Consider the following 19866-nt stretch of genomic DNA (forward strand, 5'->3'; position numbering starts at 1 on the left):
CCCGCGCCGGGCAGTGAAATCAACTCTGACTATGCTGCTGATAGGCGACGGTGCTGCGTCGCAATGAAGCGGGGGTGATCAGGTTGAGGCATTTGCCGCACAGGAATGGTGCGGTGCGTGCGATGTGAATATCCAACCTGTTGAAATCAAAGCGTTTATGCCGATGGCACGGGCCTTGCGATGGCCTGCATGTCCGGAGTGACAAGGAGTACGGCATGATCCGCACCAGTTTTGATGAAATGTACGATGCCGGCGGCGTGGTTCGCCCGCATTACCGGGAGTTTGCCCGCTGGCTGGCAGAAACCCCCGAGGAACTGTTGGCCCAGCGGCGTCGTGAGGCCGATCTGCTGTTCCATCGCGCGGGGATCACGTTCACGCTCTATGGGGATGAGCAAGGGACAGAACGCCTGATTCCCTTCGACACCATTCCGCGCAGCATTCCCGCCAGTGAGTGGCGGATCGTCGAGCGCGGCTGCATCCAGCGGGTCAAGGCGTTGAACATGTTTCTCGCCGACCTCTATCACGAGCAGCGCATCATCAAGGCCGGGATCATTCCCGCCGAGCAGGTGCTGGCCAACGAGCAATACCAGTTGGCGATGCAAGGGCTGGATCTGCACCGCGATATCTATTCGCACATCTCTGGCGTCGATCTGGTGCGCGACGGCGACGGGACCTACTACGTCCTGGAAGACAACCTGCGCACGCCCAGCGGCGTGAGCTACATGCTCGAAGACCGCAAGATGATGATGCGCCTGTTCCCCGAGCTGTTCGCGGCCCAGCGCATCGCACCCATCGACCATTACCCGAACCTGTTGCTCGATACCCTGAAAAGCTCAAGCCCTCTCGATGACCCAAGTGTCGTGGTACTGACGCCGGGACGGTTCAACAGCGCATTTTTCGAGCATGCATTCCTGGCCCGGGAAATGGGCGTGGAGCTGGTGGAGGGCGCCGATCTGTTCGTACGCGACGACAAAGTTTACATGCGCACTACCGACGGTCCCAAAGCGGTGGATGTGATTTATCGCCGTCTCGACGATGCGTTTCTCGATCCACTGGCGTTCCGTCCGGACTCGATGCTTGGCGTGCCGGGATTGCTGTCGTCCTATCGCTCCGGCAACGTGGTTTTGGCCAATGCGATCGGCACCGGCGTGGCGGACGACAAGTCGGTGTATCCGTTCGTCACCGAAATGATCCGTTTCTATCTCGATGAAGAACCGATCCTGCAGAACGTGCCGACCTGGCAATGTCGCAACCCGTCTGAACTTTCCCATGTGCTGGCCAATCTTGCAGATCTGGTGGTCAAGGAAACCCAGGGCTCCGGCGGTTACGGAATGCTCGTGGGACCGGCGGCGACGGCGGCGGAAATCGATGCGTTCCGCGAGCGGATCAAGGCCAGGCCTTACGCCTACATCGCGCAACCCACGTTGTCGCTGTCGACCTGTCCGACCTTTGTCGAAAACGGCATTGCGCCGCGCCATATCGACCTGCGTCCGTTCGTACTGTCCGGTCGCGAAACCCGGGTCGTGCCCGGCGGTTTGACCCGTGTCGCCTTGCGTGAAGGCTCTCTGGTGGTGAACTCATCCCAGGGCGGCGGAACCAAGGACACCTGGGTGGTCGAGGATTGAAGGAAGCCTGCCATGTTAAGTAGAACTGCCTCGGATCTGTACTGGATGTCGCGTTACCTGGAGCGGGCGGAAAACCTCGCCCGCATGCTCGATGTCAGTTATTCGCTGTCGCTGATGCCGCAGGACGGCCGTGGCGATGGCCTGCATGAACTGGCGATGCCGTTGATGATCACCGGCACCCTGGATGATTACCTTGAGCGCCACGGCGAGCTGCATGCCGAGCGATTGCTGCATTTCTTCGCCCTCGACGCGGCGAACCCGGCGAGTATCTACAGCTGCCTCGGCGCGGCACGAGCCAGTGCCCACGCGGTGCGCGGGCGGATCACCGCCGACATGTGGGAGAACATCAACGCCACCTGGCTGGAGATCCGCGGGATCGCCAACCAGGGCCTCAGCCGCTATGGCATGAGCCGGTTTTGCGAGTGGATCAAGGAACGTTCGCACCTGTTCCGCGGTGCGTCCTACGGCACCATCATGCGCAACGACGCGTTCCGCTTCATTCGCCTGGGTACCTTCATCGAGCGGGCGGACAATACGTTGCGGCTGCTCGACGCTCGCTATGAAATGGCCGGCGATCAGGCCGAAGCGGTCAGTGACGGCACCGCCCACGCCTATTACCAGTGGAGTGCGTTATTGCGGGCGCTGTCGTCGTTCGAGGCTTACACCGAGATCTATCGCGATGCACCCGGCGCCCGGCACGTCGCCGAGTTGCTGCTGTTGCGTGCCGACGTGCCGCGCTCCTTGCGGGCCTGCACCGAAGAAATCGACCAGATCCTCGCGCAACTGCCAGGGGCCAACGGTCGCCCGGCGCAACGGCTGGCGGCGGAAATGGACGCACGCCTGCGCTACACCGGCATCCACGAAATCCTCGAGGAAGGGCTGCACGCCTGGCTCACCGAATTCATTCCACTGGTGCGCCAGTTGGGCAACGCCATTCACAGTTCCTATCTGGAGGCCGCATGAGACTTTCCATCAGCCACGAAACCACCTATCACTACGAAGATCAGGTGCGGGCGAGCATCCAGTACCTGCGCCTGACCCCTCACGACAGCGAACGCCAGCATGTGCTGAGCTGGCAACTCGACCTGCCGCGCCCGGTGCGGGCCCAGCTCGATCCGTTCGGCAACATCCTGCATGTCCTGACCATGGACGAGCCTCACGAAGCGATCATCATCGGCGCTCGGGGGCAGGTCGATATCGACGAAAGGCGCGAAGCGGAACATGAACGCCAGTCGGCGTTGCCGTTCCTGCGTTTCACCCGGCTGACCGAGGCGGACGAGGCGTTGCGGGCGTTTGCCGAGAAGTCCTGCAAACAGCGGCGCGACCGCACTGCGCTGATCGACTTGATGCATGGCTTGAACCAGCACATGACCTATACGCCGGGATCCACCGAAGTCGATACCAGCGCCGCCGAGGCGTTCGCCGGGCGCGCGGGGGTCTGCCAGGATCATGCCCACGCGTTTCTGGCCTGCGCACGCAGCCTGGGGGTGCCGTCGCGGTATGTGTCGGGCTATCTGTACAGCGAGGATTGCGAACACCTGGCCAGCCACGCCTGGGCCGAAGCCTGGATCGATGACGCTTGGTACAGCTTTGACGTGACCAATGAACTGGCGCGGCCGGAGCGGCACTTGAAACTGGCGGTGGGGCTGGACTACCTGGATGCCTGCCCGGTACGGGGCATGCGCCGGGGAGGCGGGGCAGAGCAAATGCATGCGAAGGTGCTGGTCGCGCCGACACCGGTCATCTCGGTGCAACAACAGTAAATTTGGGGAACGAGCCTGCTCGCGGGATTATCTGACACACCGCTTTCGCGAGCAGGCTCGCTCCCACAAGGCATGTCTCAGGATTTAACCTTGCGCCCTGCCATGTGCTGCAAATACCCCACCAGTTTCTGCAGATCCGCATCCGGCAATACATCGGCGGAGAACCCCGGCATCTTCGCCTGCGGCCACTGGCGCAAGCTCTGCGGATCGCGGATATAGCGCTTGAGGAAGTCCGCGCCCAAGTATTCGGTCGGGTTGTACGGAATATTCAGATCCGGCCCGAATTGCGCATCCCCCGCACCATTCAGTCGATGACAGGCCAGGCAGTTTTTCTGGAACAGTGCAAACCCCTGATTCACCGGGTCATCGGCCTCCAAGGCAGGATCCGGCAGCAGGGCAGGGAAGCGTTCGGCCACTGGAGCCATGCGTTTGATGCTCGCCACTTCGAACGGCCATTGTTCCGGACTGATATTGTCGGCCTGCGGATCGGTCCAAACCAGGTAGAACGGCCCGGCGCTGTGCTTGCCTTCCGACAGCGGCGGCCACGGGTGGGCCGGGTCTTCGATGGCCAGCCAGGCCCGTGAACCTTTGGTGCTGAGCAGCGGCGCGGCGGCCAACTCGGCGGCAAAACCGTCCAGTGCCACGGCTTGCAGGTGATCTTCGGGTTTTATACCGGTCAGCAGCGCGGCAATCGGCACGGCGCGATAAGTCATGTCCTTCTTGTAGGACACATCATTTTTGATCGTGAGGGTTTGCACCTGAGGATGCTTGAGCAGTTCCTCGGTCTGCCAGGTGCGACTGTTCTCGCCCAATTGCAGATCCAGTTGAGCAGCAGACAAGGACATGCTCAGCAGCATGCCCCCGAACAGAATGAGTGCTTTCAATTGATCGCCGTCCATGTCGTGGAAGTGCGCAAAGAGTGGCACAGCCATGCTGGCCCGGATAGCGGGCCAGTCACATTTTCAGTGGCGATGAGCAACACCCGCCGCTTGAATCAGCCAATCACCTTGGTCAGGTTCGGCAAAATCAATAACAGCGTGGTGGCGAAAAGGATGAGCCCCGCTTGACGAACTTTCGGTTGTTTGAACATGGCTTGACCGCCTTTTTTGTTATTTCCTGATGCCTGCCTGCGTGTCCATGACGGCAAGCGCTGCACTTCCTGTAGAAGAACGCCTGCCTCGGCAAAACCCGACGACAACGACGTACATGTTCACCTTAGGGCCCGCGTCACGCTTGGCTTAGATCCATTTCACATGTATTTGCTACCAGTCGCGATTAAAAAGGCATGAGGCCCTTTGCCAGCTTCTTTGCCGACCTTTTGCTAGACAGCTCGGTGACCTGAACCGGTTAACCTGGCCGGGAATGACCGTCCGTCTGAGCGTGCACGTCAACGTCATTGAGCACTGTGGTCATTGAATCCATGAGCGTCTCGGCCAAGAGTGGGAGCACGAATTTCACTCACCGCACAGGTTCGAGAACGCCATGACCCAAGCTTTGATTTTCGATGCGTTACGCACGCCCCGTGGCAGAGGCAAGGCCGACGGTTCGCTGCACAGCGTCAAACCGGTGAACCTGGTGGCCGGGCTGTTGACCGCATTGCAGAGCCGCACGGAGCTGGACACCAGCCAGGTCGATGACGTGGTGCTCGGTTGCGTTACGCCGATTGGCGACCAGGGCGCGGATATCGCCAAGACTGCCGTGCAAGTGGCTGATTGGGACGTCAGCGTTGCCGGCGTACAGATCAACCGTTTCTGTGCCTCGGGGCTGGAAGCGGTGAACCTGGGCGCGATGAAGGTGCGTTCCGGGTTCGAAGAGCTGGTGGTGGTCGGCGGGGTCGAATCCATGTCCCGCGTGCCGATGGGCAGTGACGGCGGCGCCTGGGCGCTGGACCCGCAAACCAACCTGCACAGCCATTTCACCCCGCAAGGTGTCGGTGCCGACCTGATCGCCACTCTTGAAGGTTTCAGCCGTCAGGACGTCGATGCCTACGCGCTGCACTCGCAACAGAAAGCCGCCCGCGCCCGGGCCGACGGTTCGTTCAACAAATCGCTGGTGCCGGTGCAGGATCAGAACGGCATCATCCTGCTCGATCACGATGAGTTCATTCGCGCCGAGTCGACCCTCGAAGGCTTGGGCAAGCTCAAGCCGAGCTTCGAGATGATCGGCCAGATGGGTTTCGACGCCACGGCGCTGCGGGTCTACAGCCACGTCGAGCGCATCGACCATGTGCACACGCCGGGCAACAGCTCCGGGATCGTCGATGGTGCCGCGCTGATGCTGGTCGGCTCCGAGGCCAAAGGGCGGGCGTTGGGTCTGCAACCCCGGGCTCGCATTGTCGCCACGGCGGTCACCAGCACCGACCCGACCATCATGCTCACCGGCCCGGCGCCGGCCACCCGCAAGGCGCTGGCCAAGGCGGGGCTGCGGGTCGAAGACATCGATCTGTTCGAGGTCAACGAGGCATTCGCTTCTGTGGTGCTGAAATTCATCAAGGACATGGCCGTCGACCCGGACAAGGTCAACGTCAATGGCGGCTCGATTGCCATGGGCCATCCGCTGGGCGCCACCGGTTGCGCGATCCTCGGCACCTTGCTCGACGAACTGGAAGCCCGGCGCCTGCGCTACGGCCTGGCGACGCTGTGCGTCGGCGGCGGCATGGGCATCGCCACCATCATCGAACGCCTCTGACCCTCAGGAACCTTGTCATGACCCAAGCCATTCGTTACGAAAAAGGCCAGGACGGCATCGTCGTCCTGACCATCGACATGCCGGGCCAGAGCGCCAACACCATGAACGCGGTGTACCGCGAGGCCATGGCCGAAAGTGTCGCCCGCTTGCAGGCGGAAAAAGATGACATTGCCGGGGTGATCGTCACTTCGGCCAAAAAGACCTTCTTCGCCGGCGGCGACCTGAATGAACTGATCAAGGTCGGCAGGCCCGAAGCCAAGGCGTTCTACGACATGGTGCTGACCCTCAAGGGCCAGTTGCGCACCCTGGAAACCCTCGGCAAACCGGTGGTCGCGGCGATCAACGGCGCGGCGCTCGGTGGCGGCTGGGAAATCTGCCTGGCTTGTCATCACCGCGTGGCGTTGGACGATGCCTCGGTGCAACTCGGTCTGCCGGAAGTGACCCTCGGTTTGCTGCCGGGTGGCGGCGGGGTGGTGCGCATGGTGCGCATGCTCGGCATCGAAAAGGCCCTGCCGTATCTGCTCGAGGGCAAGAAAGTCCGTCCGCAGCAGGCGCTGCAGGCGGGTTTGATCGATGAACTGGCGGCAGATCGCGATGAACTGTTGTCCAAGGCCAGGGCCTGGATTCTGGCCAATCCTGCGCCAGTGCAGCGTTGGGATGTGAAGGGCTATCAGATTCCCGGCGGCACGCCGTCAAATCCGAAAGTTGCGCAGATGCTGGCCATTGCGCCATCGATCCTGCGCACCAAGACCCAGGGCACGTTGCCGGCGCCGGAGAAAATTCTCTGTGCGGCAGTGGAAGGTGCGCAGGTGGATTTCGATACTGCGCACCTGATCGAAACCCGTTACTTCACCGAACTGACCACCGGCCGGATCTCGAAAAACCTGATCGGCACCTTCTGGTTCCAGCTCAATGAAATCAAAGCCGGCGGTTCGCGTCCGCAGGGGCTGGCACCTTATGTGACGAAGCGTGTGGGTGTGCTCGGTGCCGGGATGATGGGCGCCGGTATCGCTTATGTCAGCGCCTCGGCCGGAATCGAGGTGGTGCTCAAGGACATTAACCTCGCGGCTGCCGAAAAGGGCAAGGCGCATTCGGCAATGCTGCTGGACAAGAAAGTCGCTCGCGGGCAGATGACCGCCCAGCAGCGTGAGGCGGTGCTGGCGCGTATCCGGACCACTGAAAACGATGCCGATCTGGCAGGTTGCGATCTGATCATCGAGGCGGTGTTTGAGGATCGTCAACTCAAGGCCAAGGTCTCGGCAGCGGCGCAGCAGGTGGTCGGTGCCGACGCGGTGATGGCCTCCAATACTTCGACCCTGCCCATCACCGGCCTGGCGACGGCGGTGCCGGATCAGAGCAAGTTCATCGGCCTGCATTTCTTCAGTCCTGTGGAAAAAATGCCGTTGGTAGAGATCATCAAGGGCGCGCAGACCAGCGACGAAACCCTTGCACGCGGGTTCGATTTCGTCCTGCAAATCAAGAAAACGCCGATCGTGGTCAACGACAGTCGTGGCTTTTTCACCTCACGGGTGTTCGGCACGTTCACCAATGAAGGCATTGCCATGCTCGGCGAAGGCATCAACGCAGCGATGATCGAGACCGAAGCGCGCAAGGCCGGGATGCCTGTCGGACCGCTGGCAATCTCCGACGAAGTTTCCCTCAGCCTGATGAGTCATATCCGCCAACAAACGGCCAAAGACCTGCAAGCGGAAGGGAAGCCGCTGATTGAGCATCCCGCGTTCGCCGTGATTGACTTGCTGCTCAACGAATACAAGCGGCCGGGCAAGGCAGCGGGAGGCGGTTTTTATGAGTACCCGGCTGGAGGCCAGAAGCACCTGTGGCCCGAGCTGAAAACCCGTTTCGAGAAAGCCGACGGGCAGATTTCACCGAAAGATGTGCGGGACCGGTTGCTGTTCGTGCAAGCCATCGAAACGGTGCGCTGTGTTGAGGAGGGGGTGTTGACCTCGACGGCGGATGCCAACGTCGGTTCGATCTTCGGCATCGGTTTCGCGACCTGGACCGGCGGCGCGTTGCAGTTCATCAATCAATATGGCGTGAAGGACTTTGTCGCACGGGCCCAGTACCTGGCCGAACAGTATGGCGAGCGTTTCGCACCGCCGGCTTTGTTGCTGCAAAAGGCTGCCAGCGGCGAGCTGTTCTGACGGCACGGGAAGCATTCGGGGGCTTGCCTTGCCGGGTGATTTCAGGGCAGGCTCTGGGGTGTGCATTATTCCCATCACGTGTCAGGAATTTTTTATGTCGCTACGCATCTGCATTCTGGAAACCGACATCCTGCGTCCGGAACTGGTCGATGAATATCAGGGTTACGGGCAGATGTTCCAGCGCCTGTTCTCGAAACAGCCGATCGCCGCCGAGTTCACGGTGTACAACGTGATGCAGGGCGAGTATCCGAGTGATGACCTGACGTTCGATGCGTACCTGGTCACGGGCAGCAAGGCGGACTCGTTCGGCACCGACCCGTGGATCCAGACCCTCAAGCAATACCTGCTGACCCGCTATGAACGCGGCGACAAACTGCTCGGCGTGTGCTTCGGCCATCAATTGCTGGCGCTGTTGCTGGGTGGCAAGAGCGAGCGTGCGACCCAGGGCTGGGGTGTCGGCACCCACAACTACAAGCTGGCGGCCAAGGCTCCATGGATGAACCCGGTGCGCGAAGAACTGACGCTGCTGATCAGCCACCAGGATCAGGTGACGGCGTTGCCGGAAAACGCCACGGTGATTGCCTCCAGCGATTTCTGCCCGTTTGCCGCTTATCACATCAACGACCAGGTGCTGTGCTTCCAGGGGCACCCGGAATTCATTCATGACTATTCGCGAGCGTTGCTGGACCTGCGTCAGGAAGCGCTGGGCGAACAGATCTACAGCAAGGGCGTGGCCAGCCTTGAGAACGATCACCACGGCACCACGGTGGCGGAATGGATGATGCGTTTCGTGGCGCACAAGCCAAACGCTGCTTGAGCGCCAGCGCCCTCGTGTCGTCTGCGGGGGCGCTTTTTGCCCTACAGCCAGCCCGACTTCTTGAAACTGGCCCACAGCCCCACGCAGCCCGCCGTGATAAAACCCAGCACGGCGAAATAGCCGTAATGCCAGCTCAGCTCCGGCATGTTCTGGAAGTTCATGCCGTAGATCCCGGCGATCGCTGTCGGGAACGCCAGAATCGCCGCCCATGCCGCGAACTTGCGCTGCACCACACTCTGTCGTGACGCCTCCAGCAACACACCGATCTCGATGGTCTGACTCGCAATCTCGGCCAGGGTGGTCAGGTCTTCCATCTGCCGTGTGACATGGATCTGCACGTCGCGGAAGTACGGACGCATGTTCTTGTCGATGAAAGGGAAGCTCAGCTTCTGCAATTCTTCGCCGATTTCCACCATCGGCGCTGCGTATCGACGCAGGCGCAGAACGTCGCGGCGCAGACCGTGGAGCTTCTGGATGTCGTGCTCATTCAGTGCGCTGCACAGCACGTTGCGTTCCAGTTCATCGATCTCGGCGTGGATCGCTTCACCCACCGGCTGATAGTTTTCAATCACGAAATCCAGCAGGGCATACAGTACGAAATCTTCCCCGTGTTCCAGCAACAGCGGTCGCGCCTCACAGCGTTGGCGGACATGGGCGTAGGACGCGGAATGCCCGTTGCGCGCAGTGATGATGTAGCCCTTGCCGGCGAAGATATGGGTTTCAATGAACTGCAGGATGCCGTGTTCGCGCACGGGTGAGTAAGTGACGATGAACAGGGCGTCGCCGAAGGTTTCCAGCTTCGGGCGGCTGTGTTTTTCCAGGGCGTCTTCGATGGCCAGTTCGTGCAGGTTGAACTGGCGTTGCAGGTTGGCCAGTTCCTGGGCGTTCGGTTCTTCGAGGCCGATCCAGACAAAGTGCCCGGTCTTGGCGGCCCATGCGGCGCCTTCATCGAGGGAAATATTGGTGACTTTCTTACCGGCGCTGTAAACCGCAGCAGCAACAACTCGACCCATGGTGGTGGTTCACTTCTTCTTGGCAGATGGCAGGGGAGACATGGCTTCAGCTTAGCCGTGTCGCTGCTTGAGAGTCAGTGAAATCTGCACAGTTCACCGGGCAAAAGAAAACCCGCACAGGGCGGGTTTCCTTTTCACGCGGCTTGAAGCTGTCGATCCATGTCATCGATGCACTCGCGCATCTGTTCGCGGCATCGAGCGATGAGCATGGGCATGTCGTCCATGGTCAGGCCGGCGGTGGGAATCGCCGGCAGCGAGCGTATGAGAATTTTCCCGCTGCGCCAGCGGTTCAGACGCATGTGCTTTATGTAGCTGCTGACACAAACCGGAACGATAGGCACGCCGGCGGCGATGGCCATTTGAAACGCACCTTTCTTGAATGGCAGCAGTTCTTCGCCCAAGTTGCGCGTGCCCTCCGGAAACACCCAGATCGAGGTGTCCTTGTGCTGCAAGGTGTCGGTGGTTGTCAGCATCGACCGGCGGGCCTTGTGCGCATTCCCGCGATCGATCAACACATTCCCCGAGAGCCAGAACAACTGCCCGAACAACGGTACCCATTTCAGGCTTTTTTTGCCGATGCACACGGTTCGATGCGGCACGACGTTGCCGAACACGAACAGGTCATAGTTGGACTGGTGATTGGCGATGATCACGCAACTGGCGGGCTTGTTCATCAACGATCCGACATCGGCCTTCACCCGCAGACGCAAAATGCACATGGCCGGCAGTGCATAGAGGCGGGCGCACAGGCGACTGTTATCCGGATTGAAGGGGCGGCACAGTCCGAGGATCAGCCCTAGCACGCCCGCAAGAATAAAGTGCAGGCCCATCAACAACATACGAAACATGAACAGCATTTTCAGGCCCACCGGGACAAAAGGTGGCGCAGTGTACGGATGTGCACTGTTTTCGGCAATTGCCGCTATAGAGTCAGGAGATGGGCGATGTTTAAGCACATGTTTCCGACTTGTCGGTCAGAGCCGTCCTAGAGCTGCTGAAGAAATTTAAACGTTGCGCGTAAGAAAAAGCCCGACGCGACGGTCGGGCTTTTCTGCATCGAGCTGAAGAGGATTCAGCCCAAGTGTTCCTGATCCTGAATGATGGCGTTATCCAGGGTTTCCAGCAGGGCCTTGCGAACCTTGAGCTTGGTGTTCTTGTGCGCGGTCATGTTGATCTTCTTCAACTGACGCGCTGCGGCGAGGGCGGCACCTTGCAGTTCTTCGGCAGAAACCACCTTGTCGAGGAAACCGGCATCCACAGCGCTTTGCGGATCGAACATTTCCCCGTTGATCACCGAGCGATGGAACGCCGAACGGCGCAGCCGATCACGGGCCAGTTCGATACCGGCGTGGTGCATGGTCATGCCGATCTGCACCTCGTTCAGACCAATACTGAACGGGCCGTCGACACCGATGCGGTAATCGGCGGACAACAGAATGAACGCACCTTTGGCCACGGCATGACCCGGGCAGGCCACGATCACCGGGAACGGGTGCGACAGCAGGCGACGGGCGAGGGTCGAACCGGCGGTTACCAGCGACACGGCTTCTTTAGGGCCGGCGGTCATCACTTTCAAATCGTAGCCGCCCGAGAGAATGCCCGGCTGGCCGGTAATGATCACGATTGCACGATCCGCCACCGCCTGATCCAGCGCCGCGTTGAAGGCCGCGATCACGTCCGGGGAAATGGCGTTGACCTTGCCGTTGCTCAGGGTCAGAGTCGCGATACCGTCTTCGAGGTGGTAGGCAATCAGGTCGCTCATGGCGTAATTCCTTATAAGAAAGATGGGCAGACGTTACCCAGCGTCGCCGGTCAGGTAAAGCACTGTGACTGACTTGCCGGTCACCGATTGCCGCCTGCTGTACAGGCTGCTGCGGGTTCGCCGCTTCATGGGAGGGTTTCGCCGACCGGAGAATGGCCGGTTTGCCATGATCCGAAATGCGCAGAACGGCTAAATGCCTTAACCGCATGAAAATTCTGAAAAAAAGTTTGCCATCGGAAAAGCTTTCGACTACATTAGCGCGCCTCGACAGACAGAACATGTTTGAAGAGATACGGTGAAGTGTCCGAGTGGCTTAAGGAGCACGCCTGGAAAGTGTGTATACAGGAAACTGTATCGAGAGTTCGAATCTCTCCTTCACCGCCAGATTCGATGTAAACAAAACCCCTGGTTTCGAAAGAAACCAGGGGTTTTGTGCATTCCGGGTCCGGATTTTTGGTTGCTCAGCCGGGTTCGGTGTCATTTTGCCGGGGCGGTACAATCGCGGTTTTATCTGTATGTAAAAGGACGACTTCCATGATCATTTCCACCACCCACTCCATCGAAGGCCGGCAGATCACGGCGTATCTGGACATTGTCAGCGCCGAATCGGTGCAGGGCGTGAATGTGATTCGCGATATGTTCGCCGGGATGCGCGACTTTTTTGGTGGGCGTTCACAGACGCTGGAGCGCGCGTTGAAGGAGGCGCGTGTTCAGGCGACTGACGAGATCAAGGAACGTGCACGGTCCTTGCAGGCCGATGCGGTGGTCGGTGTGGATTTCGAGATCAGCATGCCGGCGGGGAAGGGCGGGATGGTTGTGGTGTTTGCGACCGGTACGGCGGTCAAGTTGCGCTGAGCCGGATTTGCGGATGACAGGCCATTCGTCGGGGTTCAGGCGATCTGAATCACAAGTCCAGGAATGACCGGCTAGTCTCAAAAGCCTTGGAGGTCGATATTTTTTCAGGCAAAAGGGTCTTGCCGGTATCGGCCCGCTTTTGAAAGGGGCGAAGAAATGACTGATCCGTACATCGAAGACGACGGGGCTGAATTTCCATTCAACAATTGCGTGCGCTGCGGCCAGACCGAGTATCAGGCGGGTTTTGGCGAGGATCCGGTGCAGACCGGCAAGATCAAGTCCACGGCGCCCAAGGGGCCCAAGGCAAAGTTTTTGCCCAAGGTGACGACGCGTTCCAGGAAGTAATCCGGATGCCACACAGCCCCCGCCATTGAGCGGGGGTTTTTGTTAAATGATTGTCGAGAGATCTGTCCTACAAAAATTGCGAACTCGTCTGGTTTCTTTCACAAACTTTTCACACCCATCTACGTAGGGTGAAGCCATCCGTTAGAAAGCAAGTCTCCAGCCCGTCTCCCCAGCGGGCTTTTTTTTGCCTGACATAAAACCTTTTTGATAATCGCTGTCCAATCGGCGCCAAGTGCGCGGCAGTGCTGGACATTGCCGCTGCAACAGCATTCAATCTGCGCCCTTTTTTCTTCCTTTTGTTGAGGTTTTCGTCATGCGTTTAACTCTGCCTGCTCTGGTTCTGGGGCTTCTGGTTGCTCAAGGTGCAATGGCGGGCGACGGTACCGCCGCGCTGGGTGGCGGTCTGGGTGGCGCGCTCGGTAACGTGGTTGGCCAGAAAATGGGCGGCAGCACCGGTGCAGCGATTGGGGCCGGCGTAGCAGGCGCGGCCGGCGGTGCCTTGGCAGCGAAGAAAGGTGCCCGTACCAAAGCGGCCATTGGCGGTGGTGTCGGCGCGGCAGGTGGTTCGATCATCGGCAACAGCCTGGGTGGCAAGAATGGCGCGACCATCGGTGCTGGCCTGGGTGGCGCAGCGGGTGGTGCAGTGGGCAGCAACCTGTCCAAGGGCCACAAGCGTCACTGATTGCGAATGCGTGTCTGAAAAGGCCCGGCTATATGCCGGGCCTTTTCGTTGCTGAACGTTTTTCCGGAATTCGCCTCCAATTGCGTATAGCCCATTCTCCGGGCGTACCGTCCCGATCCGGGACCTGTGAGGTCTGTATGCGATCGACATTAACTGCGTTGGTTTTAGGATTGCTCGTGGCCCAGGGCGCCATGGCTGCCGGCGATGGTTCCGCGGCGGTCGGCGGTGGTTTGGGTGGTGTGCTGGGTAACGTTGTCGGCGGACAACTCGGCGGCAGCACCGGCGCGGCCGTCGGGGCCGGTGTCGGCGGCGCGGCCGGCAGCGCCGTCGGGGCAAACAAACGCAATCGTACGGAAGCGGCCATTGGCGGTGGCCTCGGAGCGGCCGGCGGTTCGGTGCTCGGCAACAGCGTCGGTGGATCTACCGGCTCGGCTGTCGGAGCGGGACTCGGTGGTGCGGCGGGTGGTGCCATTGGCAACAGCCTGGGTGACGATGGTGGACGATCGCATTCCGGTGGCGGCCACAAGCACAAACACAAATATCGTCACCGCTGACCGAGCGGATCTGAAACCCGGCCTTGTGCCGGGTTTTTTGTGTTCGCATGCAATGCGCTGGAACGTTTGGCGACCATACTTTTCGAACGTCTACACGCTGAGCTCCCGAGGTGCGCCATGACTCCCGAAACCGCAGGCAAGGAAGAAAAAGGCCCGAGCGGGCTGCCGTTTATCAATGATCCGGGGAATGAGGATCCGGGGTCGTTGATGGATGATGCGACGGTTCCGCTTTGGGAGGGGGAGGGGGAAAAGCTGGAGTATGAGGATTTCGATGATGATGAGTGACGCGCTTTCGCTCCCTTGAGCTGTTGCTCAACCTCGACCACGCTCGTTATGCTGCTGAACCCTTTAATCAGATCCGAGCAGCGGCAGCCGATGCCGCCCGGGATGTCTTTGATAACGGATCCGATGATGAATGCACCACTGAAGGCGTTCGGCCCGATCAAGGCCGTGATTTTCGATATGGACGGTTTGCTGCTGGACACCGAGGGCATTTACACCGAGGTCACCTCGCTGATTGCCGAGCGTTACGGGCGCACTTTTGACTGGAGCATCAAGCAGAACATCATCGGGCGCGGGGCTGGCGATCTGGCGCGCTATGTGGTCGAGGCGCTGGATCTGCCAATCACCGCCGAAGAGTTTCTGGTGATCCGCGAGCCGCTGATGCGCGAGCGCTTTCCCACCGCGCAAGCGATGCCGGGGGCCGAGGAACTGATTCGTCACCTCAAGGCACACAACATTCCGATAGCGGTGGGTACCAGTTCATCGCGCCAGTCGTTCGGCCAGAAAACCACGTTGCACCGCGACTGGTTTGCATTGTTCGACTTCATCGTCACCGCCGACGATCCGGAAGTCGGTGCCGCCAAACCGGCACCGGACATTTTCCTCACGGCGGCTCGCCGCTTGGGTGTGGCGCCGGAAGATTGTCTGGTGTTCGAGGATTCGCCGTTTGGCGTGACGGCAGCAAAAGCGGCGGGCATGACCGCCATCGCGATTCCGGATGCGGCCATGGCCGATGAAAAATACGCACATGCCGACGGAATACTTCGTACGTTGAAAGCGTTCACGCCGAGTACCTGTGGTTTGCCGGCGCTTGACTGGGCCTGACGGGACCGCAGATAAAAACGCCGCCCCTCCATTGAAAGAGGGGCGGCGTTTTTCGATCACTCGAAACAATCAGGCGCCGAAACCACCGTCGATGGTCAGGCTGGCACCGGTGATGTAACCGGCTTCCGGGCCGGCCAGGTAGGCGACGAAGCTGGCGATTTCATCGGCTGTACCGTAGCGACCGACCGCCATCAGCGGAATCAGGCTTTCGGCAAAGTCGCCATGGGCCGGGTTCATGTCGGTATCCACCGGACCGGGCTGCACGTTGTTGACGGTGATGCCTCTTGGTCCGAGATCCCGGGCCAGGCCTTTGGTCAGACCGACCAGCGCGGACTTGCTCATCGCATACACACCGCCACCGGCGAAAGGCATGCGGTCAGCGTTGGTGCTGCCGATATTGATGATGCGCGAGCCTTCGCCCATGTGTCTGGCGGCTTCCTGGCTGGCGATGAACACGCTGCGCACATTGATCGCCAGGGTCTGATCGAAGTCTTCCAGTTTGAAGTCTTCCAGCGGAGCGACAGCCAGCACACCGGCGTTGTTGACCAGAATGTCGAGGCGGCCAAAGGTTTCGACGGTCGCGTTCACGGCGTTGCGGATGGCGCCGGCATCGGCGCTGTCGGCCTTGATCGCCAGGGCTTTGCCGCCGGTAGCGGTGATGCTGTTCTGCAGTTCTTCAGCCTTGGCGGCGGAGCTGACGTAAGTAAAGGCAACCGCGGCGCCTTCAGCGGCCAGGCGTTTGACGATGGCGGCACCGATGCCGCGAGAGCCGCCTTGAATCAGAGCGACTTTACCGCTGAGGTGTTGAGTGGTCATGTTCGATCTCCAGAAGTTTCAAGGCGGGATGCCTTGTGGTTGGAGCCGAGTATCGGCCTTGCATCGACAACCGTGTAGACCATGATTGCTATAGTCTGTGTAAACCAGAAGTTTATAGTGAGGCTCATGGAAACCTTCAGCAGTATCGAATGCTTTGTGCGTAGCGCCGAAGTCGGCAGCTTTGCCGAGGCCGCCCGACGCTTGAGCCTGACCCCGGCGGCAGTCGGCAAGAGTGTGGCGAAGCTCGAGGCGCGGCTGGGTGTACGGCTGTTCCAGCGTAGTACACGGAGTCTGACGCTGACCGAAGCCGGTCAACTGTTTTTGAGTCAGATCAGTGGCAGCTTGACGACCATTCAGAATGCCGTCGCCAACCTGGCCAGCGTTCAGGGGCTTCCGGCGGGGTCGCTGAAAGTCAGCATGGGTACGGCTTTCGGCTGTCTGTATGTCGTGCCGATGCTGGGTGAGTTCCTGCGGCGATACCCGGCGATCAGTCCGGACTGGCATTTCGATAACCGGCAGGTCGATCTGATCGGGCAGGGCTTCGATGCGGCGATCGGCGGGGGATTCGAATTGCCTCAGGGCGTGGTCGCCCGCCGGCTGAGTCCGGCGCACCGAGTCCTCGTGGCATCGGCGGACTATCTGCGCAACCATCCAGTGATCAGCGAGCCGGATGATCTCAGGCACCACGACGGTATTCTGATCCGCTCGCCGCAAACCGGACGTGTGCGCTCCTGGCAACTGACCGGTGGTAATCCGCAGAATTGTCGCCCGTTGACGCTCCAGGCACGCATGACCCTGAGCGATTCCCAGGCCGCCTGCGCCACGGCGGCGCAAGGGCTGGGGATTGCACTGGTGAGCATGCCCTTCGCCGTGGGCTATCTGGAAGCGGGGACCTTGCAGCGAGTGCTGCCCGACTGGTACGTCGACGACGGTAACATTTCCATTTATTACGCCGAACACAAACTGCTGCCGGGCAAGACCCGGGCGTTCGTCGACTTCGTCATCGAGCAGTTTTCAGCCCGGGGCCTGGCAGAGCGATTCAACGCGCAAAACGCGCTGGCCAGCCGATGATGGTTTTCGGACGCGGCGTCGCATACGTCCGCACCTTGGAGGTCGACAGCCCCAAACGCACCAGCGATTCGGCGATGGTCACGGCAGCGGTGACGCCATCGATCACCGGCACTCCGGTGCGCTGACGGATTTTCTCATCGAGCCCGGCCATGCCGCCGCAACCCAGGCAAATCACTTCGGCCTTATCCTGTGTCACCGCCAGTTCGGCCTGATGCACGATGGCTTCCAGCGCCCGTTGCGGTTCATGTTCCAGCTCAAGCACCGCGAGGCCGCTGGCCCGCACCGAGGCACAGCGATCCCACAGGCCCGAGAGTTTCAGTCGATCCTCGATCAACGGCACGGTGCGATCCAGTGTAGTGACCACCGAATAGGCGTGGCCCAGAAACATCGCGGTACTCGCTGCCGCATCGGTGATGTCCACCACCGGCACGTTGAGCAATTCCTGCAAGCCTTCGCGACCGTGCTCGCCGTAGCCGGCCTGGATCACCGCGTCGAACGGCTGGTCGTAGGCCATCACCCGGTCCATGACGGCGATGGCTGCCAGATAGCTTTCGAAATTGCCCTCGACGGAGTCCGCCCCGAAATGCGGCGTCAGGCCGACAATCTCGGTGCCGGGGGACGCGACGGCCTGCGCCGAACGAGCAATGGCCTGGGTGATGGATTCGGTGGTGTTGACGTTGACCACGAGAATACGCATGAGAAGTCCTTATTGCGGTTGGTTCTGCGGCCCGGCAAAGGGCCGCCAAAAGATTCAGTGGCTGACGTTGTCGACGGCGATGGTTTCTCCGTCCACGTCGGCGTAGTGCGGCTGGCGTTTGGCGACGATCAGGTAAAGCATCCCGGCGATCCCGGCACCGATCAGCCAGGAGAAGGGCGAAACGCTGTGGAAGCCCGGCACCAGCGCCAGGACGATGGCGATCAGCGCGGCTGGAATGAACGCAGCCACTGCCCGCAGATTGACCCCGCGGCTGTAGTAATACGCGCCGTTCGGGTCTTCGCTGTACAACTGCGGCACGTTGATCCGGCCTTTGCGGATCAGCCAGTAGTCGACCATGATCACGCCGTACAACGGGCCGAGCAGAGCGCCGAGGCCCGACAGGAAATACACGATCACCAACGGGCTGTTGTAGAGGTTCCACGGCAGGATCAGCACGGCAATCGTGGCGCTGATCAGCCCGGCGCGGCGGAAGGTCAGGTACTTCGGCGCCAGGTTGCTGAGCACGAAAGCCGGGGCGACGAAATTGGCCATGATGTTCACCGCCACGGTGACGATCAGGAACGCCAGGCAACCGAGCACCAGAAAGAACGTGTTGGGGATCGAGGCGATGATCTCGGTCGGGCTTTCGATGATCCGGCCATTGATCTGAAATTGCGCCCCGCACAGCAGAACGGTGATTGCAGCGAACACCAGAATATTTACCGGCAGGCCCCAGAAGTTTCCGACCTTGATGGTTTTGCGGCACGGCGAGGAGCGGGCGAAGTCGCAGAAGTTGAGGATCAGCGTGCCGTAGATCGCCAGCCAGAGTGCGCCGCCGGCAAAGATATTGCGCCACATCTCGCCGCCGGTCAGCGGTTCGCGGATCGACCAGGCAATGGTCGCGTTGGCCTGGGTGTACATCCACGCGGCAAGGCAGGCGACGGTCAGCAGAATCACCGGCCCGGCGAAGGCTTCGTAGCGGCGGACCATTTCCATGCCGTAGGCCAGAATTCCCAGTTGCACGAACCAGATCGCCACGAAGCATACCCAGCCCAGGCTCGACATGCCGAGGATCGAGTCGTGGTCGTAGTCGGCGAAGCCGGGATGGATCGCCGTGAGCAATACACGAAAGACCACCGACGCCAGATACGTTTGAATCCCGAACCAGGCAATGGCGATGACCGCCCGGATCAGCGCGGGAATCTGCGCCCCGTGAATGCCGAAACTGATGCGGCTGATGACCGGAAACGGCACTCCGGTTTTCTGCCCCATGTAGCCCGACAGGTTCATGAAGAAATACACCAGCGCGGCGCCGATCCCCAGCGACAGCAGAATCTGCCAGCCACCCAGGCCCAGGGCATACAGACCGATGGCAAACGAGTAGTTGGCGATGTTGTGCACATCGTTGGTCCACAGGGCAAAGATGCTGTATTTGCCCCAGCGCCGTCCTTCGACCTTGGTCGGTGCGAGGTCACTGTTGTGCAGGCGTGGGCTTAATTGGAGCGGCTCGACCTGGCCAGTGCCGAGCATTGGCTGGTCGGGGGCAGAGGCGGGCAGATTCAGCGCGATATTGTTGGAGAGGCTTGTACGCATTCCGGCAGGCTCCTGATGTGCAGGGGCCGCGATGACTGTGCATGAGCTTGAGGCTCGACAAATCTTCGTCGCGGCCAGCGGACATCACTGGTTACGGGGCATCTGCAGCCTGTACGGGATAGGGCGCTTCAGGCTTGCGGATCGAAAGTGTGTATTCATGTTCTGCAGTTTTGTATACAAAACATGTATGCACTAAGCCAGATCTGTGCCAGCCAGCGATCTATGAAAATCGCGGTTGATTACGAAAAGTTATTGAATGGCGCTAAGTTGCTGAAATGCGGACGATATAAATTGACCGCTTGAACAGGTATTTATT

General features: G+C 60.3%; 20 protein-coding genes and 1 tRNA gene. 14 read left to right on the plus strand and 7 right to left on the minus strand.

Annotation, left to right across the window (positions count from 1 at the left end; genetic code table 11):
* Positions 1 to 215: 215 nt before the first annotated feature.
* The 3 genes from NWV16_RS09520 to NWV16_RS09530 are packed head-to-tail and all read left to right on the plus strand — an operon-like array spanning position 216 to position 3388.
* Complete coding sequence (locus NWV16_RS09520; RefSeq protein WP_260522824.1) at positions 216 to 1625, plus strand: circularly permuted type 2 ATP-grasp protein; 1410 nt, start codon at positions 216 to 218, stop codon at positions 1623 to 1625.
* Positions 1626 to 1637: 12 nt separating this feature from the next.
* A complete protein-coding gene (locus tag NWV16_RS09525) occupies positions 1638 to 2588 on the plus strand; it encodes an alpha-E domain-containing protein (RefSeq protein WP_065258049.1) in 951 nt (316 codons plus the stop codon).
* Complete coding sequence (locus NWV16_RS09530; protein ID WP_065258048.1) at positions 2585 to 3388, plus strand: transglutaminase N-terminal domain-containing protein; 804 nt, start codon at positions 2585 to 2587, stop codon at positions 3386 to 3388. Before NWV16_RS09525 ends, NWV16_RS09530 begins: the two co-directional genes overlap by 4 nt.
* A gap of 77 nt (positions 3389 to 3465) precedes the next feature.
* On the opposite strand, the gene NWV16_RS09535 is transcribed toward NWV16_RS09530, so the two are convergent.
* Complete coding sequence (locus tag NWV16_RS09535) at positions 3466 to 4287, minus strand: cytochrome c (protein ID WP_260523500.1); 822 nt, start codon at positions 4285 to 4287, stop codon at positions 3466 to 3468.
* A 583-nt stretch (positions 4288 to 4870) separates the two neighbouring features.
* On the opposite strand from NWV16_RS09535, the gene NWV16_RS09540 reads away from it, so the two are divergent.
* From NWV16_RS09540 to NWV16_RS09550, 3 genes are all read left to right on the plus strand, one after another.
* Positions 4871 to 6076, plus strand: a complete 1206-nt coding sequence (locus NWV16_RS09540) for an acetyl-CoA C-acetyltransferase (protein WP_260522825.1) — start codon at positions 4871 to 4873, stop codon at positions 6074 to 6076.
* A 17-nt stretch (positions 6077 to 6093) separates the two neighbouring features.
* The gene (locus NWV16_RS09545; RefSeq protein WP_260522826.1) at positions 6094 to 8238 is read left to right on the plus strand and encodes a 3-hydroxyacyl-CoA dehydrogenase NAD-binding domain-containing protein; all 2145 of its coding nucleotides are present in this window, start codon (positions 6094 to 6096) and stop codon (positions 8236 to 8238) included.
* Between the two features lie 94 nt (positions 8239 to 8332).
* Positions 8333 to 9055, plus strand: a complete 723-nt coding sequence (locus NWV16_RS09550; RefSeq protein WP_065258044.1) for an amidotransferase — start codon at positions 8333 to 8335, stop codon at positions 9053 to 9055.
* 41 nt (positions 9056 to 9096) lie between these two features.
* Here NWV16_RS09550 and NWV16_RS09555 read toward each other — a convergent pair whose 3' ends face one another.
* The 3 genes from NWV16_RS09555 to NWV16_RS09565 all read right to left on the minus strand — a co-directional run bounded on the left by NWV16_RS09555 (position 9097) and on the right by NWV16_RS09565 (position 11830).
* Positions 9097 to 10068 (minus strand): magnesium and cobalt transport protein CorA, encoded by a 972-nt coding sequence (locus NWV16_RS09555; RefSeq protein WP_065258043.1) that lies wholly within the window; start codon positions 10066 to 10068, stop codon positions 9097 to 9099.
* A gap of 134 nt (positions 10069 to 10202) precedes the next feature.
* Positions 10203 to 10925: a 1-acylglycerol-3-phosphate O-acyltransferase gene (locus NWV16_RS09560; RefSeq protein WP_260522827.1), complete on the minus strand. Its 723-nt coding sequence runs from the start codon at positions 10923 to 10925 to the stop codon at positions 10203 to 10205.
* Positions 10926 to 11140: 215 nt separating this feature from the next.
* Complete coding sequence (locus NWV16_RS09565) at positions 11141 to 11830, minus strand: crotonase/enoyl-CoA hydratase family protein (RefSeq protein WP_085732367.1); 690 nt, start codon at positions 11828 to 11830, stop codon at positions 11141 to 11143.
* A gap of 294 nt (positions 11831 to 12124) precedes the next feature.
* Here NWV16_RS09565 and NWV16_RS09570 point away from each other — a divergent pair.
* From NWV16_RS09570 to NWV16_RS09600, 7 genes are all read left to right on the plus strand, one after another.
* Positions 12125 to 12214: transfer RNA gene (locus NWV16_RS09570), tRNA-Ser, on the plus strand.
* Between the two features lie 150 nt (positions 12215 to 12364).
* A complete protein-coding gene (locus tag NWV16_RS09575) occupies positions 12365 to 12685 on the plus strand; it encodes a YbjQ family protein (protein WP_065258040.1) in 321 nt (106 codons plus the stop codon).
* Between the two features lie 156 nt (positions 12686 to 12841).
* Positions 12842 to 13030, plus strand: coding sequence for a hypothetical protein (locus NWV16_RS09580; protein WP_085701198.1), 189 nt, complete (start codon positions 12842 to 12844; stop codon positions 13028 to 13030).
* Between the two features lie 313 nt (positions 13031 to 13343).
* Positions 13344 to 13712 (plus strand): bacteriocin, encoded by a 369-nt coding sequence (locus NWV16_RS09585; protein ID WP_065258038.1) that lies wholly within the window; start codon positions 13344 to 13346, stop codon positions 13710 to 13712.
* Between the two features lie 137 nt (positions 13713 to 13849).
* Positions 13850 to 14266, plus strand: a complete 417-nt coding sequence (locus tag NWV16_RS09590; RefSeq protein ID WP_065258037.1) for a glycine zipper domain-containing protein — start codon at positions 13850 to 13852, stop codon at positions 14264 to 14266.
* A 117-nt stretch (positions 14267 to 14383) separates the two neighbouring features.
* On the plus strand, positions 14384 to 14551 hold the full coding sequence (locus tag NWV16_RS09595; protein ID WP_260522828.1) for a hypothetical protein: 168 nt from the start codon (positions 14384 to 14386) through the stop codon (positions 14549 to 14551).
* A gap of 126 nt (positions 14552 to 14677) precedes the next feature.
* Positions 14678 to 15373, plus strand: a complete 696-nt coding sequence (locus NWV16_RS09600) for an HAD-IA family hydrolase (protein WP_260522829.1) — start codon at positions 14678 to 14680, stop codon at positions 15371 to 15373.
* A 69-nt stretch (positions 15374 to 15442) separates the two neighbouring features.
* Here the strand turns inward: NWV16_RS09600 and NWV16_RS09605 are convergent, their stop codons facing one another.
* Positions 15443 to 16189 (minus strand): 3-oxoacyl-ACP reductase family protein, encoded by a 747-nt coding sequence (locus NWV16_RS09605; protein ID WP_260522830.1) that lies wholly within the window; start codon positions 16187 to 16189, stop codon positions 15443 to 15445.
* Positions 16190 to 16315: 126 nt separating this feature from the next.
* On the opposite strand from NWV16_RS09605, the gene NWV16_RS09610 reads away from it, so the two are divergent.
* Positions 16316 to 17260, plus strand: coding sequence for a LysR family transcriptional regulator (locus tag NWV16_RS09610; RefSeq protein WP_260522831.1), 945 nt, complete (start codon positions 16316 to 16318; stop codon positions 17258 to 17260).
* Here NWV16_RS09610 and NWV16_RS09615 read toward each other — a convergent pair.
* Positions 17229 to 17957, minus strand: a complete 729-nt coding sequence (locus NWV16_RS09615) for an aspartate/glutamate racemase family protein (RefSeq protein ID WP_260522832.1) — start codon at positions 17955 to 17957, stop codon at positions 17229 to 17231. The two genes, NWV16_RS09610 and NWV16_RS09615, sit on opposite strands and share 32 nt — an antisense overlap.
* Positions 17958 to 18011: 54 nt before the next feature.
* Positions 18012 to 19550, minus strand: coding sequence for an NCS1 family nucleobase:cation symporter-1 (locus NWV16_RS09620; protein ID WP_260522833.1), 1539 nt, complete (start codon positions 19548 to 19550; stop codon positions 18012 to 18014).
* Between the last annotated feature and the right edge of the window lie 316 nt (positions 19551 to 19866).

The sequence above is a fragment of the Pseudomonas sp. BW7P1 genome, assembly GCF_024981055.1.
Lineage (GTDB): Bacteria > Pseudomonadota > Gammaproteobacteria > Pseudomonadales > Pseudomonadaceae > Aquipseudomonas > Aquipseudomonas bananamidigenes.

Coding starts and splice junctions, on each gene's coding strand:
- NWV16_RS09600 (WP_260522829.1), top strand. CDS start 14,678: ATGAATGCACCACTGAAGGCGTTCGGCCCGATCAAGGCCGTGATTTTC.
- NWV16_RS09585 (WP_065258038.1), top strand. CDS start 13,344: ATGCGTTTAACTCTGCCTGCTCTGGTTCTGGGGCTTCTGGTTGCTCAA.
- NWV16_RS09535 (WP_260523500.1), bottom strand. CDS start 4,287: ATGGACGGCGATCAATTGAAAGCACTCATTCTGTTCGGGGGCATGCTG.
- NWV16_RS09520 (WP_260522824.1), top strand. CDS start 216: ATGATCCGCACCAGTTTTGATGAAATGTACGATGCCGGCGGCGTGGTT.
- NWV16_RS09605 (WP_260522830.1), bottom strand. CDS start 16,189: ATGACCACTCAACACCTCAGCGGTAAAGTCGCTCTGATTCAAGGCGGC.
- NWV16_RS09555 (WP_065258043.1), bottom strand. CDS start 10,068: ATGGGTCGAGTTGTTGCTGCTGCGGTTTACAGCGCCGGTAAGAAAGTC.
- NWV16_RS09575 (WP_065258040.1), top strand. CDS start 12,365: ATGATCATTTCCACCACCCACTCCATCGAAGGCCGGCAGATCACGGCG.
- NWV16_RS09550 (WP_065258044.1), top strand. CDS start 8,333: ATGTCGCTACGCATCTGCATTCTGGAAACCGACATCCTGCGTCCGGAA.
- NWV16_RS09590 (WP_065258037.1), top strand. CDS start 13,850: ATGCGATCGACATTAACTGCGTTGGTTTTAGGATTGCTCGTGGCCCAG.
- NWV16_RS09525 (WP_065258049.1), top strand. CDS start 1,638: ATGTTAAGTAGAACTGCCTCGGATCTGTACTGGATGTCGCGTTACCTG.
- NWV16_RS09610 (WP_260522831.1), top strand. CDS start 16,316: ATGGAAACCTTCAGCAGTATCGAATGCTTTGTGCGTAGCGCCGAAGTC.
- NWV16_RS09545 (WP_260522826.1), top strand. CDS start 6,094: ATGACCCAAGCCATTCGTTACGAAAAAGGCCAGGACGGCATCGTCGTC.
- NWV16_RS09580 (WP_085701198.1), top strand. CDS start 12,842: ATGACTGATCCGTACATCGAAGACGACGGGGCTGAATTTCCATTCAAC.
- NWV16_RS09615 (WP_260522832.1), bottom strand. CDS start 17,957: ATGCGTATTCTCGTGGTCAACGTCAACACCACCGAATCCATCACCCAG.
- NWV16_RS09560 (WP_260522827.1), bottom strand. CDS start 10,925: ATGCTGTTCATGTTTCGTATGTTGTTGATGGGCCTGCACTTTATTCTT.
- NWV16_RS09620 (WP_260522833.1), bottom strand. CDS start 19,550: ATGCGTACAAGCCTCTCCAACAATATCGCGCTGAATCTGCCCGCCTCT.
- NWV16_RS09540 (WP_260522825.1), top strand. CDS start 4,871: ATGACCCAAGCTTTGATTTTCGATGCGTTACGCACGCCCCGTGGCAGA.
- NWV16_RS09530 (WP_065258048.1), top strand. CDS start 2,585: ATGAGACTTTCCATCAGCCACGAAACCACCTATCACTACGAAGATCAG.
- NWV16_RS09565 (WP_085732367.1), bottom strand. CDS start 11,830: ATGAGCGACCTGATTGCCTACCACCTCGAAGACGGTATCGCGACTCTG.
- NWV16_RS09595 (WP_260522828.1), top strand. CDS start 14,384: ATGACTCCCGAAACCGCAGGCAAGGAAGAAAAAGGCCCGAGCGGGCTG.